This window comes from uncultured Oceanisphaera sp., assembly GCF_947495715.1.
Lineage (GTDB): Bacteria > Pseudomonadota > Gammaproteobacteria > Enterobacterales > Aeromonadaceae > Oceanimonas > Oceanimonas sediminis.
Window position 1 is genome coordinate 54,485 of the sequence record NZ_CANLZU010000010.1, and the last position, 14,978, is coordinate 69,462.

General features: G+C 58.5%; 18 protein-coding genes. 4 read left to right on the forward strand and 14 right to left on the reverse strand.

Annotated features, from left to right (window positions below):
- Positions 1-2: 2 nt before the first annotated feature.
- Positions 3-293 carry a DUF1244 domain-containing protein gene (locus Q0753_RS07835; RefSeq protein ID WP_298719209.1) on the reverse strand — a complete coding sequence of 97 codons (291 nt, stop codon included), beginning with the start codon at positions 291-293 and terminating at the stop codon, positions 3-5.
- A gap of 69 nt (positions 294-362) precedes the next feature.
- Between Q0753_RS07835 and yfbR the strand changes: the two genes are divergently transcribed.
- On the forward strand, positions 363-956 hold the full coding sequence (gene yfbR / locus Q0753_RS07840; RefSeq protein ID WP_298719210.1) for a 5'-deoxynucleotidase: 594 nt from the start codon (positions 363-365) through the stop codon (positions 954-956).
- Positions 957-1,029: 73 nt separating this feature from the next.
- On the opposite strand, the gene Q0753_RS07845 is transcribed toward yfbR, so the two are convergent.
- The 13 genes from Q0753_RS07845 to Q0753_RS07905 all read right to left on the reverse strand — a co-directional run bounded on the left by Q0753_RS07845 (position 1,030) and on the right by Q0753_RS07905 (position 12,128).
- A complete protein-coding gene (locus Q0753_RS07845) occupies positions 1,030-1,569 on the reverse strand; it encodes a DUF3833 domain-containing protein (protein WP_298719211.1) in 540 nt (179 codons plus the stop codon).
- 1 nt (position 1,570) lies between these two features.
- Positions 1,571-2,062 carry a chalcone isomerase family protein gene (locus tag Q0753_RS07850; RefSeq protein WP_298719212.1) on the reverse strand — a complete coding sequence of 164 codons (492 nt, stop codon included), beginning with the start codon at positions 2,060-2,062 and terminating at the stop codon, positions 1,571-1,573.
- The gene (locus Q0753_RS07855) at positions 2,059-2,544 is read right to left on the reverse strand and encodes a DUF2878 domain-containing protein (protein ID WP_298719214.1); all 486 of its coding nucleotides are present in this window, start codon (positions 2,542-2,544) and stop codon (positions 2,059-2,061) included. The genes Q0753_RS07850 and Q0753_RS07855 overlap by 4 nt, the downstream gene beginning before the upstream one ends.
- Positions 2,514-3,767 carry a cyclopropane-fatty-acyl-phospholipid synthase family protein gene (locus tag Q0753_RS07860; protein ID WP_298719215.1) on the reverse strand — a complete coding sequence of 418 codons (1,254 nt, stop codon included), beginning with the start codon at positions 3,765-3,767 and terminating at the stop codon, positions 2,514-2,516. Before Q0753_RS07860 ends, Q0753_RS07855 begins: the two co-directional genes overlap by 31 nt.
- 11 nt (positions 3,768-3,778) lie before the next feature.
- Positions 3,779-4,498 carry a DUF1365 domain-containing protein gene (locus tag Q0753_RS07865; RefSeq protein ID WP_298719216.1) on the reverse strand — a complete coding sequence of 240 codons (720 nt, stop codon included), beginning with the start codon at positions 4,496-4,498 and terminating at the stop codon, positions 3,779-3,781.
- Positions 4,495-5,742 (reverse strand): FAD-dependent oxidoreductase, encoded by a 1,248-nt coding sequence (locus Q0753_RS07870; protein WP_298719217.1) that lies wholly within the window; start codon positions 5,740-5,742, stop codon positions 4,495-4,497. The genes Q0753_RS07865 and Q0753_RS07870 overlap by 4 nt, the downstream gene beginning before the upstream one ends.
- A complete protein-coding gene (locus Q0753_RS07875; RefSeq protein ID WP_298719219.1) occupies positions 5,739-6,467 on the reverse strand; it encodes an SDR family NAD(P)-dependent oxidoreductase in 729 nt (242 codons plus the stop codon). Before Q0753_RS07875 ends, Q0753_RS07870 begins: the two co-directional genes overlap by 4 nt.
- Entirely contained in the window at positions 6,464-6,886 is a 423-nt protein-coding gene (locus tag Q0753_RS07880) for a nuclear transport factor 2 family protein (RefSeq protein WP_298719221.1), read from the reverse strand. The genes Q0753_RS07875 and Q0753_RS07880 overlap by 4 nt, the downstream gene beginning before the upstream one ends.
- A complete protein-coding gene (phrB, locus tag Q0753_RS07885; RefSeq protein ID WP_298719336.1) occupies positions 6,883-8,292 on the reverse strand; it encodes a deoxyribodipyrimidine photo-lyase in 1,410 nt (469 codons plus the stop codon). Before phrB ends, Q0753_RS07880 begins: the two co-directional genes overlap by 4 nt.
- Positions 8,264-9,109, reverse strand: a complete 846-nt coding sequence (locus Q0753_RS07890; RefSeq protein WP_298719223.1) for a MerR family transcriptional regulator — start codon at positions 9,107-9,109, stop codon at positions 8,264-8,266. Before Q0753_RS07890 ends, phrB begins: the two co-directional genes overlap by 29 nt.
- A complete protein-coding gene (locus tag Q0753_RS07895) occupies positions 9,099-10,052 on the reverse strand; it encodes a DUF523 and DUF1722 domain-containing protein (RefSeq protein WP_298719225.1) in 954 nt (317 codons plus the stop codon). Before Q0753_RS07895 ends, Q0753_RS07890 begins: the two co-directional genes overlap by 11 nt.
- Before the next feature lie 257 nt (positions 10,053-10,309).
- On the reverse strand, positions 10,310-10,588 hold the full coding sequence (locus Q0753_RS07900; RefSeq protein ID WP_298719226.1) for a DUF1315 family protein: 279 nt from the start codon (positions 10,586-10,588) through the stop codon (positions 10,310-10,312).
- Between the two features lie 109 nt (positions 10,589-10,697).
- On the reverse strand, positions 10,698-12,128 hold the full coding sequence (locus Q0753_RS07905; protein ID WP_298719227.1) for a glyceraldehyde-3-phosphate dehydrogenase: 1,431 nt from the start codon (positions 12,126-12,128) through the stop codon (positions 10,698-10,700).
- 143 nt (positions 12,129-12,271) lie between these two features.
- Here Q0753_RS07905 and Q0753_RS07910 point away from each other — a divergent pair, with 143 nt between their 5' ends.
- The 3 genes from Q0753_RS07910 (at position 12,272) to Q0753_RS07920 (ending at position 14,898) form a co-directional block, all read left to right on the forward strand.
- Positions 12,272-13,066, forward strand: coding sequence for a DUF2989 domain-containing protein (locus tag Q0753_RS07910; RefSeq protein ID WP_298719229.1), 795 nt, complete (start codon positions 12,272-12,274; stop codon positions 13,064-13,066).
- A gap of 226 nt (positions 13,067-13,292) precedes the next feature.
- A complete protein-coding gene (gap, locus tag Q0753_RS07915; protein WP_298719231.1) occupies positions 13,293-14,288 on the forward strand; it encodes a type I glyceraldehyde-3-phosphate dehydrogenase in 996 nt (331 codons plus the stop codon).
- Positions 14,289-14,550: 262 nt separating this feature from the next.
- Positions 14,551-14,898: a NirD/YgiW/YdeI family stress tolerance protein gene (locus tag Q0753_RS07920; protein WP_298719232.1), complete on the forward strand. Its 348-nt coding sequence runs from the start codon at positions 14,551-14,553 to the stop codon at positions 14,896-14,898.
- Positions 14,899-14,978 lie beyond the last annotated feature (80 nt).

Below are 14,978 nucleotides of genomic sequence, written 5' to 3' on the forward strand. Positions count from 1 at the left end.
TGTTACTTGTGGCTTTTCTCGAAGGCCGCCTTTTGCTCGGGCGTCGCTTCCTGCTGGTATTTCGCCTTCCACTCGTCGTAGGGCATGCCGTACACCCGCTCCCGCGCCTGGTCGTAATTCATCTCGACACCCTGTTCTTCGGCGGCGGCCAGATACCACTTGCTCAGACAGTTGCGGCAGAAGCCGGCCAGGTTCATCAGATCGATATTCTGTGCATCCTTGCGCTTGTCCAGGTGCGCCAGCAGGGTACGAAAGGCGGCGGCTTCCAGTTCAATCTGGGTTTGCTTGTCCATGTTGTCTTCTCCATTGGGGTCGGTTAGTGCCATTATAACGATATCGCCCTTCACAACACAGGCACGCCCATGAAACGCAGTCACTTCTTCGCCCACATGGCCCGCATGAAACTCATTCAGCGCTGGCCGCTGATGCGCAGCATAGAGCAGGAAAACGTCGCCGAGCACAGCCTGCAGGTGGCCATGGTGGCTCACGCGCTGGCGGTGATCAGAAACACCAATTTCAACGGCACCCTGGATCCGGCCCAGGCGGCCATGCAGGCGCTGTTTCACGATGCCAGCGAAGTGCTGACCGGCGACCTGCCCACCCCGGTCAAGTACTTCAACGAAGACATCGCCCGGGCCTACAAGGACATCGAGCGCAACGCCGAGCAAAGCCTGCTCAGAATGCTGCCCCCCGAACTGCAGGCAACCTATGCGCCCCTGCTCTGTGGCCATGCGCAGGACGATTACAGCCGACTGGTAAAGTCGGCGGACATTCTCTGTGCCTATCTGAAATGCGAGGAAGAAATCAGCGCCGGCAACCGGGAGTTTGCCCAGGCCAAGCAACGGCTCACCGATATGCTGGAAGCACGCATGAACGATGAAATCCGCTATTTTCTCGAAGTGTTCGTGCCCAGCTTTTCCCTGTCGCTGGACGAAATTTCCAGCCCGGAGTTTTAGCTCGTGAGGGGTGAGGGGAAAGCTGCCCGCCTCACCCTTTACCCCTCACTCCTCACCCCTCACTCCTCACTCCTCACCCCTCACTGTTTTTACGTTCTATCCACAGGGTCACTTCACCGACCTTGAAGCCCCATTTGGTCATTTCGGCCCGGTTGAGCACCCGGTTTTCGTCGAGCAGATACATCCAGTCGTTGAAGTCGATATTCCAGATCTTGCCGTCGACCGGCACCGCCAGGGTATAACGCCAGTTCAGGGCGAAACCTCGAGTCTGGCCGGTGGCCGGCACCACCACATCATCGGCACTACCGCTATACCGGCCGTCCGGGCCTTTTTCCAGCCGCCAGACTCTCCGCTGCTGCTCGCCGTCGTCATAGACGAAGTCTTCTTCCAGTACGCCCTTGTTGCCGTCCCAGCGGCCGATCATCTCGACCGAAAAGCGGCGCAGCACTCGGCCGGATCTGTCCTGTACCATGCCGTGAGCCACCAGCTCGCCGTTGAAGAAGCGATCCAGCTCGAACGCCGGTTGAGTATCCGCATAATCATGAATATTGCTGCTGCACGACATCAGCAGCAAACCGGTGCAAAGAGACAGACTCAGTAACAGAATTCGCATATCAGTTTCCTTTCAGTTGTCGGGTCAAACCGGGATCCCGGCTGTTGGGCGACAGCCAGATGGCCAGAAAAGCGGGGCCAAAGGCGGGATCGGATACTTCCCCCAGTGACTGCCAGTTGAAGTAAAAGCGGCTGACGCCCGTTGCCTCCACCCGCACGACCAGCTCATCGCCATTGCTGACCGAAGGCCAGAGTGCATCCAGCTGGTTGCGCCATTGGGGTTTCCAGTCGATGCCGAGCCGCTGCCACTCGGTTACGGTGGCATCGAGCAAGTCTTCCTTGTCGATATTGCGCCGATAACGCAGGGCCAGCGCCTGAGGAAAGTCACCGGCACGGTATTGCCCGTCCGCGCTGTAAAAACGGGCCTGATACAGCTCCCAGAACAGCCAGCGCATGCTGCCCTGACCGATCTGATTCAAGTCGGACGTCGGGGTCGCCCACAATGGCAGCGGCATGGCCATCAGCCACAGTATCAACAGAACTTTTTTCATCATGCTTCCCTCCGTAAACGCTGATCGAGCCGTACCAACAGCGGTAACAGGGCCGACCACAACAACGCCAATATCATCGCGCTGGGCCAGAATCCCAGCGGCAGGCTCACCGCCCCCAGTTGCCAGCCGGCCAGGTAGGATCCGGCACCGGCCAGTGCGCCGGTTATCATCAACAGCCAGAGCGAAAAGCGCCGCATCCAGTGCAGGCTGTGCCCCAGGGTCAACACAAAACCGACCCACAGCAGCCCCAGCCACAGCGGCCAGTGATCGAAAGCAAACACTCCCGTCAGGGTCAGCAGCAGGTCGACCGCCATACCCAGCAGCGCCAGCCACAGCACCCGCACATCGGCCCGGCGACTGGGAGTAAACATGAAATGCACTCCCAGCAGTAACGCAGTCAGTCCGCTCCAGCTATTTTGTCCCGCCACCGCCAGCAGCCAGAAGCCTTCAAAGGCTAGCAGTTGAGTCCATTGCCATTTAGACATCTGCGTGCTCCCGGCTTGGCCGCCTCAAAATGCACCAGCCCTATGGTGCCCTCGCGAAAACCGCCCTCGCAGTAGGCGAAATAAAACGCCCACAGCCGATGAAAATCCTGGCTGTAACCCAGGCGCTTCAACGCCGGCTCCAGCTGATGAAAACGCTCGGCCCAAATCTTGAGGGTCTCGGCGTAATGATGGCCATAATCCTGTAGTCGGGTCAGGGTCATGTCGGTCTGCTCTTTCAGATGCCGGCACATTTCGCTGACCGAGGGCAGACAGCCACCGGGAAAGATATAGCGCTGAATAAAATCCACGCCCTTGCGATAGGGTTCATAACGCTGATCGGTCATGGTAATGGCCTGGATCAGCAGCTTGCCTTCGGGCTTGAGCAGACGATTGAGGGACTCGAAGTAGGTTGGCAGGTATTCATGGCCTACCGCCTCTATCATCTCCACCGACACCAGTTTGTCGTACTGCCCCTCGAGATCACGATAGTCTTTCAGCAGAAGCGTCACCCTATCGCCCAGCCCTTCCTGCTCGACCCGTTGGCGGGCATGCTTGAGCTGTTCGGCCGACAAGGTGGTGGTGGTCACCCGGCAGCCGTAATGACGGGCGGCAAAACAGGCCAGCCCGCCCCAGCCGGTGCCGATTTCCAGCAGGTGATCGCCGGGCTTGAGCTCGAGCCGGTCACAAATCAGCCGCAGTTTATGCTGCTGTGCTGCTTCCAGGCTGGCATCCGTGGACGGAAACACCGCCGAGGAATACTGCATCAGGGGATCGAGAAACAGCCGGTACATGTCGTTGCCCAGATCGTAGTGAGCGGCAATATTGGCCCGGCTGCCGGTCAGCGAATTACGATTGAAGCGATGCTTGAGCTTGTGCCAGGGCGAGGTCAACCAGCCCAGGCGTCGCTCCAGCCGGTCGAGCACCGGAATGTTGCGGGCAAATAATTGCACCACCGCCGTCAGATCCGGACTGTGCCAGCAGCCATCGACCCAGGCTTCGGCCGCCCCTATGCTGCCGCCGAACATCAAGCGCCGATAGGCACCGGGATCGAGTACCCGCACCCGGGCCTGCAAAGACGCATCCCGGTCACCAAATTGAAAGGTTTCCTGGCCTTCCTCTATGGTCAGCCCCGCGTCTTTCAGCCCGGCCAGCAGGGAAAATGCCAGACTGCGCGTCCAGCGTTCCAGCAGCCTGGGTTCCGACCTGTTGAACGTCGTTTCCATCTTGGCTTCCTTCAATAATGTGAATGGTAGGGAATGCGTTTTAAAAACAGCCGTATCGCCTGCCAGTAAATGCCACGCACTATGGTCAGGGTCATCATCGGCCATTGCAGCAAGGCCGCTTTCAACACGGCCCGGTCAAAGGGATGGCGTCGCAAACTCAGGGTGGCATCAAACAGCAGCGTCGGATCCCGGTTTTCGATGTGTACCAGCGCCCGCTGTGCCGGTGGTTTTATTCGCCAGTGATATTGCATATCCAGGCTCATGAAGGGCGAGACATGAAAATCTTTGTCGGTGGGGGTCGTGCTTTCCAGATCCACCAGGTAACAGTGCCGCTGATTCCAGGGCGTATTGTGTACCTCCGCCAGCAGGTAGCGAGCCTGCTCACCGCGATAACAGAAAAACAGGTTCACCGGGCTGAAATAGAGCCCGAAGCAACGCACCTGCCCCAGCAGCAGCACCCGGTTCAGCCCGCCGGTGTCGCCACCCAGATGTTCGACCTCCTGCAGCACCGCCGTTTTCAACGGCAGGGCCGGGTCACCCAGATAATCGCTGCGGCGAAAGCTCAGGGGCGCAAAGCGTTCGCAGGCGAATAACCGGCTGCGGCTCGCCAATTGCTCCAGCTCATCCAGATCCAGCGCCAGCACATAGAGGCCGTAGCTGAAGCGATGCTCGCGCGGGGCATAACGACGATGGCGTACCTGACCCTGATAGATGGCGCTGTGCGAGGTCATAGGCTGACTCCGAAACGGGCACAGACATCGAGCGCACTCCTGACACCGTCTTCATGGAAACCGTTGTACCAATAGGCGCCGCAGAAGTGAGTGTGCTGTTGTCCGCAAATGTCGCCGCGGCGGTGCTGGGCGGTGATGGCCTCGCGGTTATACACCGGATGGGCATAGGTGAAACGACGCAGTATCTTGTCCGGAGCTATGGCGTGGCTGCGATTGAGGGTGACACAGAAGGTCTGTTGCGCGTCCAGCCCCTGCAGAATGTTCATGTTGTAGGTCACCGCCGGCAGCGCGTCCTCGCCGCCGTCCAGCCAGTAGTTCCAGCTGGCCCAGGCCCGGGGCTCGCGCGGCAGCAGCCGGGTGTCGGTATGCAACACCACCTCGTTATCGCGATACGCCAGCCCGCCCAGCACCTGTTGCTCGGTCTCGGTGGCATCACTCAGCAGTCTCAACACCTGATCTGAATGGCAGGCAAAGATCACCTCGTCGAAATGCTCGACGCCATCGGCGGTTTCGATGCTTACCCCGTTCGAATGCCGACGCACAGACAGCACCGGCGTGTTGAGCCGAATATCCCTGAGCGGTGCGGTCAGCGCCGGAATATAGCTGCGCGAGCCGCCCTGCACCACGTACCACTGGGGTCTGTCCACCAGATTGAGCAGGCCGTGATGATTGAAAAAGCGCAGAAAAAAGGCCAGCGGAAAATCCCGGCTGTCGGCCAGCGACGAAGACCAGATGGCCGCCACCATCGGCAGTATGTAGTGCCCGCTGAAGAAGTCGGAGAAGCCGTAGCGATCCAGAAAACCGCCCAGGGTCTCGCTATCACTCAGGGTACCGTCCTTGATCATCTTCTTGCACAGCAAATTGAAGCGCACTATTTCGGCCAGAAAACCGTAGAAACGCGGCCGCCACAGGTTGGCGCGCTGGGCAAACATGGAGCCAAGGGTATGACCGTTGTATTCAAGCCCGGTCCGGGCCTGATGCACGCTGAAGCTCATCTCGGTGGCCTGGGCCTCGATGCCGATACGAGCCAGCAGCCGCCGGAAGTTTGGATAGGTTCTGTCGTTGAACACGATAAAGCCGGTGTCGATCGCCCGCGATATGCCACCCAGCTGCACATCGACGGTGGCGGTATGACCGCCGAGATAATCGTTGGCTTCAAACAGGCTGATTTCGTGCTGCTCACTCAGCAACCAGGCGCTGGTCAGGCCGGAAATACCGCTGCCAATCACGGCAATGCTGCTCATGGTTCACTCCTTACCGTGCGTCGTGCCAGCCGGGTCCAGAGCCGGTGTGGCAACCAGGACAGCAGACGCAGTACCGTGATGAAAGCAAAGGGAAAACAGATCTCGGCCTTGCCCTTGGCAAGCCCTTTGCGAATGGCCGCGCTGGCCTGCTCGGGTGACACCCGGCCGGGCATGGGGAAGTCGTTTTTACGGGTCAGCGGGGTGTCGACGAAACCGGGGCGGATCAGGCTGACTTTGACATGATGCGGCGCCAGATCAATCCCTAAGGTGCGCACCAGATAATCCAGCCCGGCCTTGGACGCGCCGTAGGCCTCGGCCCGGGTCAGCGGCAGAAAAGTCACCGAAGAGCTGACCACCGCTATCCGCCCGCCCCGCTTGACCCTGGGTATCATCGCAGACAGGCAATTGGCGGTACCGATCAGATTGGCATTCACCACCCGGGCGAAGAGCTCGGCATCAAAGCGACTGGCATCGTCGATGTATTCGCAATTGCCCGCATTGAGGATAATCAGATCCAGTGGCGCCAGCTCGCTCACCGCCTGCTGCATGGACTCGAACTCGAGCATGTCGAACACGCAGAATTCGGCATCGATGCCCGCCAGTGCCTGTTCCAGTTTTTCCCGGTTGCGGCCACAGGCCACTACCTGCCAGCCATCGGCGCGATAATCCCGGGCCAGCTGCAGCCCGATGCCGGAGTTGGCCCCGGTAATCAATACCCGTTTCATTGGTTAAGCCTCCGTTTCAATGCGCGGATCACGCCACCCAGCAGTGGCAACTGCTCATACAGCATGGCGCCCATATCGAAATAATCGGTGTGCTCATAAACCTGTTCGGTAAAGCGCAGATGGCTGACGCCGGGCACCTGAACTTCCTTGCCGCCGTTCAGGCGCGGATGACAAAACACCATTCGCCAGCGCACCAAGGCCTCGCCGTCCTGCTCCATCACCTGCTCGATATCGAAACGGCACGCCGTCACCTGCGTAAACAGCGTGTCGAAATACGCCACCAGCGAGGCGATGCCCTGAATTTCGTGGGCCGGATCGCAAAACCGAATGTCGGGCGCATAAATGTCGTACAGCCCCTCAAGATGATTCGGCGACAAGCGCTGGTACTCGCGGCAGAACACCGTCAGCGCCGGGCTCATACCGCCTCCCGGTCTTTCAGTGCATCGAACATGGCGATGGCATGCAGCCGGGCTCTGGCATGATCGACTATCGGTTTAGGGTAACCGTGCCCTGGATGATGCGTATCCAGCCAGTCGTGCGGGGCATGAATCACCTTGGCCGGCACTCCGGCCAGTTCCGGCACCCAGCGGCGAATAAAGTCGCCGTTGGTATCGAAACGCTCCCCCTGGGTGCCGGGATTGAATACTCGAAAATAGGGCGCGGCATCGGCGCCGGTGCCGGCGGCCCATTGCCAGCCGCCGTTATTGGCCGCCAGTTCACCGTCAATCAGCGTCGACATGAACCAGGCTTCGCCCCGTCGCCAGTCGATATGCAGATCCTTGGTCAGAAAGCTGGCCACTATCATCCGCAGCCGGTTGTGCATCCAGCCGGTCTGCGCCAGGCAGCGCATGGCCGCATCGACGATGGGATAGCCGGTCTGCCCCTCGCACCAAGCCCGGAATCCTTGGTCGTCCCGGCTCCACTGCAACGCTTCGGTGTCCGGCTTGAAGGCCCGCTCCATCGACAATCGCGGAAACGCCACTAGCAGGTGGCGATAAAACTCTCGCCAGATCAATTCATTGAGCCAGACAAAGCCCGGCTCGCCCCGACTGAACGGCAACTGTTCAAGCTCGTATTCCATCGCCGCCAGACATTGGTTGGGCGACAGAACACCCAGCGCCAGATAAGGCGACAGACTGCTGGTGCCGTTTTCGGCCGGAAAATCCCGTTGCTCGCCATAGTCCCGCAACGACGACTGACAAAACTGCGCCAGCCGCTCGGCGGCGGCGGCTTCTCCCGCCGGCCACTCTTCACTCGATATTCGCTCGCCACTCAGACCGAGCGGCGTGCAGGACTGCGGCTCGCCCTGCGCCGCCGGCACCGGCAAAAATCGATAGCCGCTGGCACGCACCCGCGCCAACCAGCTTTTGGCGAAAGGGGTAAACACCTTGTACATGTCGCCGCTGCGCGTGGTCAGACTACCGTGATCGACCACGCAATCGCCGTTATATACACGACAGGGAATCGTCAGTGCCTGCTGCACCGCCTTGTCGCGACGACGCTCGTCGATGCCGAGTTCCCGGTTGGCATACAGGGCATCGAACTGTCTTTCTTCCAGCCACTCGGCCAGCAGCGCCGGGACCTCGGCAAAGCGATCAACGGTCAACACCGTCAGTGAAATACCCAGGTGCGCCAGCTGCTCGTTCAGTGCCTGCAGGTTGCGGGACAAAAAATCACGCTGTATCGGCGCCCTGCCGTGCTGTTGCCACTGGCCCGGGCAGTCGATATAGATGGCCTCAACCTCGGCGCCACCGGCGGTCGCTTCGTATAGGGCGGGGTTATCCGCCACCCGGAGATCAGCTCTGAACCAGACTAAATGACGCATCATGCTCCCTCTCAATCTCGCTGACCGTGACGGCAAAGGGCCGGTTCAACCAGCCTTGCTGCTGATAAAGCGTGCCCAGTTCACCGGTAAAAAAGCTGTGCTGTGGAAAGGCCGCGTCCATGTCGTTGAACCAGCTCTGACTCAGGCCCGCGCCCAGTATTACCACCAGAGTGTCAAATTTGAGTCTTCCCTCTGCCAGCGGTAACGTCAGCGGATCGAGCACCCCCAGATCCAGGCTGCGACATTCCAGTCCCTGCAGCTCATACTGGGTCAACACCGCCTGCTGCTCTCTCACCTGCCCCACCCGGGCTACCGCTATCACGGGTCCGGTTTTAATGGTCAGCAACTGGTGCATCAGCCGTTTCAGCAAAGACAGGGCACTCTGTTCGATAAGCTGGGCATCCGGGCGCTGCAGACGCGCCAGCGCCAGCAACCAGGGCTCGACCACCCGGCGTAACACCAGCTCGGCCGGATAGAGGCTGGTCAACTCCAGCAGTTCGGCTTCCAGGCGGCCAAGGTTGAGCTGCTGCGCGGCCGTCATCAGTCGCTCGCGGGCCTGCTCCCAGTTGGAGCCGGTGACCTCCGGGGCGGGCTCGGCCAGCAGGCCTTTTACCTGACCGATACTGACCCCCTGATCCAGCCAATGCAGTATCTGGCGGATCAGCGCGATGTCATCATCGGAGTACAAGCGATGGCCTTTCTCGGTACGGGCCGGCTTGAGCAAACCATAACGACGCTGCCAGGCACGCAGGGTGACCGGGTTGATGCCGGTCAGTCGGGAAACGTCCCGAATCGGGTACAGGGGTTCAGATGCCATAACGCAGTCGCAATGCCTCGGGGTGGGGATTGAGATAAACCTGCTGGTGCAGGTAGTCGTTGGGGTGCTCTTCCAGGTAGTGACGCAATAAGGTTATGGGCGCCAGCAGGGGGAGGATGCCTTCCCGATATTGATGAATGGTGCGGGCCAGCTCCTGACGTTGCCGTGGGCTGAGCTCCCGCTTGAAGTAGCCCTGCAGGTGCTGCAGCACATTGGTGTGATTCTTGCGGCTGACGTTGTTGCTCAGTGCCTGCATCATGCCTTCGATATAGGCATTCGCCGTTTGTTCGACATCGACCGACAAATCGGACAGCAAGTTGCCAAGTCGCTGGTAGCTGTCACGATGATGGGCCATCAGCAGGTACTTGTAACGACTGTGAAAGGCGATGAGACGGGCCGCGGTAATGCCCTCGTGGCGCAGGCACTGCCAGTCGTGCAGCGCAAACACGCGAGTCACGAAGTTTTCCCGCAGTACCGGATCGTTGAGCCGGCCATCTTCTTCCAGCGGTAATAAGGGCTGCGCCCGCATCAGCTCGGCGGCATAGATACCGATGCCTTCCTTGGCATTGCCTTTGCCACTTTCGTGGTACACCCGCACCCGTTCCATACCGCAGCTGGGTGATTTGGCACAGAGGATGTAGCCACTGAGGCCATCGAACTGTGGCGCCATGGTACGGCCATAGTCGCGCAGCGCCGACGTCACATCGTCACCTTTGGCCGTTTGCGCGATAATCTGCTCGTCTTGGTTTATCAGCCGAATGCTGGGCCGGGGTGTGCCCAGGCCAATGGCCATTTCCGGACACAAGGGCACAAACTCCACGAACCTGGCCAGCTGCTCGGTACAGAAATCGGAACGCTTGTGACCACCGTCGAAGCGCACCTGTTGCCCGGTCAGACAACCGCTGATGCCGACGCGTATTACCTTGGGATCAAACTTGTACATTTTCATTCCTCTTGTACAACTATGTCTTACAAGATAGACCTTGTTGTACAACAAGATCAAGCTTGTACAAGAAAAATTTCAAAGGGATTGGGGATTGGGGATTGGGGATTGGGGATTGGGGATTGGGGATTGGGGATTGCACGGTGCAAACCGTTATGGACTCCGGGGCAAGCCCGGAGTGACGCTCTGTAGGCCCGACTGAAGTCGGGCAAGCGTAACGTAATACCGCTGCCCCACTAAAGTGGGGCCTACAAGGCTCAGTTCAGTTTCTGGCGGGTGATCTCGGCATCATCGCGAAACTGGCGACGCAGCTCGGATTTGCTTTTCATCACCAGCTCGCCTCCCTTGCCGATGGTCATGTGCTCGGGATTGTCGTTGTGCATCGCCTGCCACAGCAGCACCGCCTGCATGCTGCTTTCCTTCTGCTCGGGGGTCAGTGCGGCGCCATCCGGCCACTTGCCGAGTTCAACCGCCGTCTTGAGCTTCTGATACACCTCTTCGGGCATATTCTGGATCGCTTGCTGAAAAGATGACATGACACTTTCTCCTCTTGAACGGTAGCCATGCTACCGTCGCGAAAAAAAAGAGGCAGCCCATGGCCGCCCCTTCTCAACTGTTACGGCACTGCTTTGCCTGTCTCTGTCCTCAGGCGGGCAGATCCATCAGTTCGATACCGGCCATTTTTTGCATCACGCGCACGACCTGACAGCTGTAACCAAACTCGTTGTCATACCAGACGTAGAGCACGGCCCGGTCGTCTTCGGCGATGGTCGCCAGCGAGTCGACGATACCGGCAAAACGAGAGCCCACCATGTCGGTGGAGACCAGCTCGCTGCTGGTGCTGAAGTCAATCTGGTTATGCAGCGGTGAGTCCAGAGACACCTTGAGCAGATACTCGTTCAGCTCTTCGGCGGTGGTGGCTTTATCCAGATTCAGGTTAATCACCGCCATGGACACGTTCGGCGTCGGCACACGAATGGCGTTGCCGGTCAGCTTGCCCTTGAGTTCCGGCAGTGCCTTGGCCACGGCAGACGCGGCGCCGGTGCTGGTCAGTACCATGTTCAGTGCGGCACTGCGACCACGACGATCGCCCTTGTGGAAGTTATCGATCAGGTTCTGATCGTTGGTGTAGGAATGCACGGTTTCCACGTGACCATTCTTCACACCGTAGGCATCGTTTACCGCCTTCAGTACCGGAGTAATGGCGTTGGTGGTACAGGATGCGGCAGACATGATGCGGTCTTCCGGCAGTATCATGTTGTCGTTGACACCGAACACGATGTTCTTGATATCGCCCTTGCCCGGTGCGGTCAGCAGCACCTTGGCGGCACCCTTGGCCTGAAGATGCAGGCCCAGGCCAGCTTCATCGCGCCAGATACCGGTGTTGTCGACGATTAACGCATCGTTGATACCGTACTGGGTGTAGTCGATTTCTGCCGGGCTATTGGCGTAAATTACCTGAATATAGGTACCGTTGGCGATAATGGCGTGGTTTTCGGTATCGACTTCAATGGAGCCGTTGAAGGGACCATGCACGGAATCACGACGCAGCAGGCTGGCACGCTTTTCCAGATCATCAACCGAACCACGTACCACGATGCCGCGCAGACGCAGGCCATGGTTGCCACCGGAGCGCTCGATCAGCAGGCGTGCCAGCAGGCGGCCGATACGGCCGAAACCGTACAGCACCACGTCGGTCGGCTTGTTGTCATGGTCGGTGTTCAGGGCAGAAGCCAGCTCGCTGCGCAGAAAATCGGCCAGGCCGGACTCGTCCTGGTGATCCTGCCAGTAGCTGACCGCCAGCTTGCCCAGATCGATGCTGGCCGGGGCCAGATCCAGCTCGCTCAGTGCTTTCAGCACCGGGTAGCTCTGGCTGACCAACAGGGCCTTCCCTTCGTGGCGACTCACCACACGATGAGCCTTGATAATCTCAATGGTAGAGGCATTCAGCAGGGGACGTGCATGAACGCAGATTTCCACCCCCTGGTTGCGATACAGTTTGCCGATCAGGGGCTGCATGGACTCTGCCAGCTCCTGGCTTTGCTGCCAGGCGGAAAGGTAACTCTCGTGGGTCATCGACCGAATCCTTTTATTTCAGGTAACTGTCATTAGTATTGAAGCGGGCAAAAATCATGCCGCATCAGCTCTATTTAAGTGCGCCCATTTTAGTGGATAGGGGGTATGATTACCAGACTAAGGACAGGCAATAAGATACTCATATGAATACCAAACGCGCTTTTTTGATACTCATGACCCCGCTATTTTTAACAGCATGTGAGCAAGATCGCATCCAAACCATCTGCGAAACAACACCGCAATTCTGTGTTGATCTGCATGAAGACAGCTGGTGCAAGTTTGAACGCTCGGGTCTGATCCGGGCGCGACGGCAGCAGGCAGGCACGCCGAATGATGCCAACACCCATGCGCTGATGGTCAATCTGAAAATCTATCACGATTGCCTGGATCCTCTGCTGGCCATCGAGTATACCAAGCGCAAAGAACGTAAAAACGACAAGCTGGAAGCGGTGATCAAGGCAAAAGCCGCCCTGGCACAGCTCGAGCAGCAGACCGAAAGCTCGGAGTATCCTTATCTGCTGCTCTGGCACTGGCAGCATAGGGGAAATCATCAGGCGAAAGCCCGCTTCATTGCACTGGCCGACCGGCCACAGATGCAGCAACCCGAGTTGCAGAAGGAGCTGGCGGAATTGCTCATTATTCGCGATAGACCGGCGGCCATGCGGGCCTTGCACCGCGCCCTGAGTCTTTATGACGCCGACGCCACCATAGATACCGATATTATCGCCGATCTGCTGACGCTCTATACCCGCGAACGACGCTATCGCGAGCTCTGGATCTGGAGCCGGGTGCTGAGTCATCTGGGACATCCGGACAAGCTGAATCTGGAGCGCATCGACGCTTATGCCCGCTTCGACCAGGAGCAGCAACAACAAATGAAGCAAGAAGTCGACACCATCATTCGGCAGCTGAAAACCGGCACCTATCGTCGAAGCTAACCCTGTTATATTTGGGTATGGTGGATGCGCCGGCAGGGCATGGTTCGGGCCATGAAATGGCTCATCGGCCAGCCTGAAACAGCAGCCCGTCATCATTCAACATGATCCTGCGCAAGAGAAGCTGTGATCCTGATCATACTCGATTGACGGTTTCTCTTTTTTTTGTAACGTTACCAACAGCTTTTTCATCCTTCCTCTTTTTATCCTTCAAATATCAGGTGAATTTATGACGATCAAGGTAGCTATCAACGGTTTCGGACGCATCGGTCGACTGATGTTACGGGCCGCCTGTGAGCGCGACGATATGGAAGTAGTGGCCATCAACGATCTGCAGAACGCAGACTACATGGCGTACATGCTGAAATACGACTCGACCCACGGCCGCTTCAAGGGCGAGGTGGCGATGGAAGGCGGCATGCTTATCGTCAACGGCAAGCCCATTCGGGTGACCGCCGAGCGTGATCCCGCCGCGCTGAACTGGGGTGAGCTCGATGTGGATGTGGTGGCCGAGGCCACCGGCATTTTCATGACCGATGAGAAAGCCCGCAAACATATTCAGGCCGGCGCCAAAAAGGTGGTGATGACGGGGCCGTCGAAAGACGGCACGCCCATGTTCGTGATGGGCGTCAACCATCGGTGCTATGCCGGCGAAGACATAGTCTCCAACGCTTCCTGCACCACCAACTGCCTGGCGCCGCTGGCCAAGGTGGTCAATGACCGCTTCGGCATTGTCGAAGGCCTGATGACCACGGTTCACGCCACCACCGCCACCCAGAACACCGTCGATGGCCCGTCGCAAAAAGACTGGCGCGGTGGCCGGGGCGCCGGTCAGAACATCATCCCCTCCTCTACCGGCGCCGCCAAGGCGGTGGGCAAGGTGATACCGGAGCTGAACGGCAAGATCACCGGCATGGCATTCCGGGTACCCACCCCCAACGTCTCTGTGGTGGACTTGACCGTACGTCTGGAAAAGCCGACCAGCTATGCCGACATTTGCGCCGCCTTCAAGACGGCGGCCGAAGGTGAACTGAACGGTATCTTGGGCTACACCGAAGACGCCGTGGTCTCGACCGACTTCCTCGGCGAACCCTGTATTTGTGTGTTTGACGCCAGCGCCGGCATTGCCCTCAACGACAACTTCGTCAAGCTGGTCGGCTGGTACGACAACGAAATGGGCTATTCCTACAAGGTGCTGGATTTGATCGCCCATATCTCGAAATAAACCTGCATTCTTGTAAAGTGTGAGGGGCAAGGGGTAAAACCAACCTTGCCCCTTTCCCTCGTGAAGCCCCGCTCTTTTTTTATAGCCATTTTCTGTCTTCCCCCTAACGCCTCACGCCTCTCCCCTCACGTCGGTACTGTGACCAAAATTGTCTGATCGAACCCGTATTTGGCCCGATAAATCGTCGGGCCGGCGCGGACCTGAGACCAGGCCATTCGGTTGCGGTTACTATCGGGCGCTCTACTACAAACGGGAGCACCTCGTGAACAAGATACTGATTGCCGCCATCTTCGGGTTATCTGCGCTGACCGGCACGGTTCAGGCCGGATCTGACCACTACTATCGCCAACCCTGGGTGAGCGTAGCTCAGGCGCACTATATGGAAGATGACAGCGAAATATGCCTCACCGGCTATCTTATTGAACAGCTGGACGACGAGGAATATCTGTTTCAGGATGGCACCGGCGTCATGATGATGGACATAGACGATGACGAATGGCGTCATATTCAAGCGACTTCCCGCACCCGCCTGACCCTTTGCGGAGAACTCGATCAGGATGACGACGACGGTGCCGAACTGGACGTCGAACACATGGACCTGGCCTATTGACCGCTTTCGCTGCAATCCGGCTTTGCCGTCTCTGCTCGATATTGGCGGCTCGGGGGAGTAAAATACCCTCCCCGGCCACC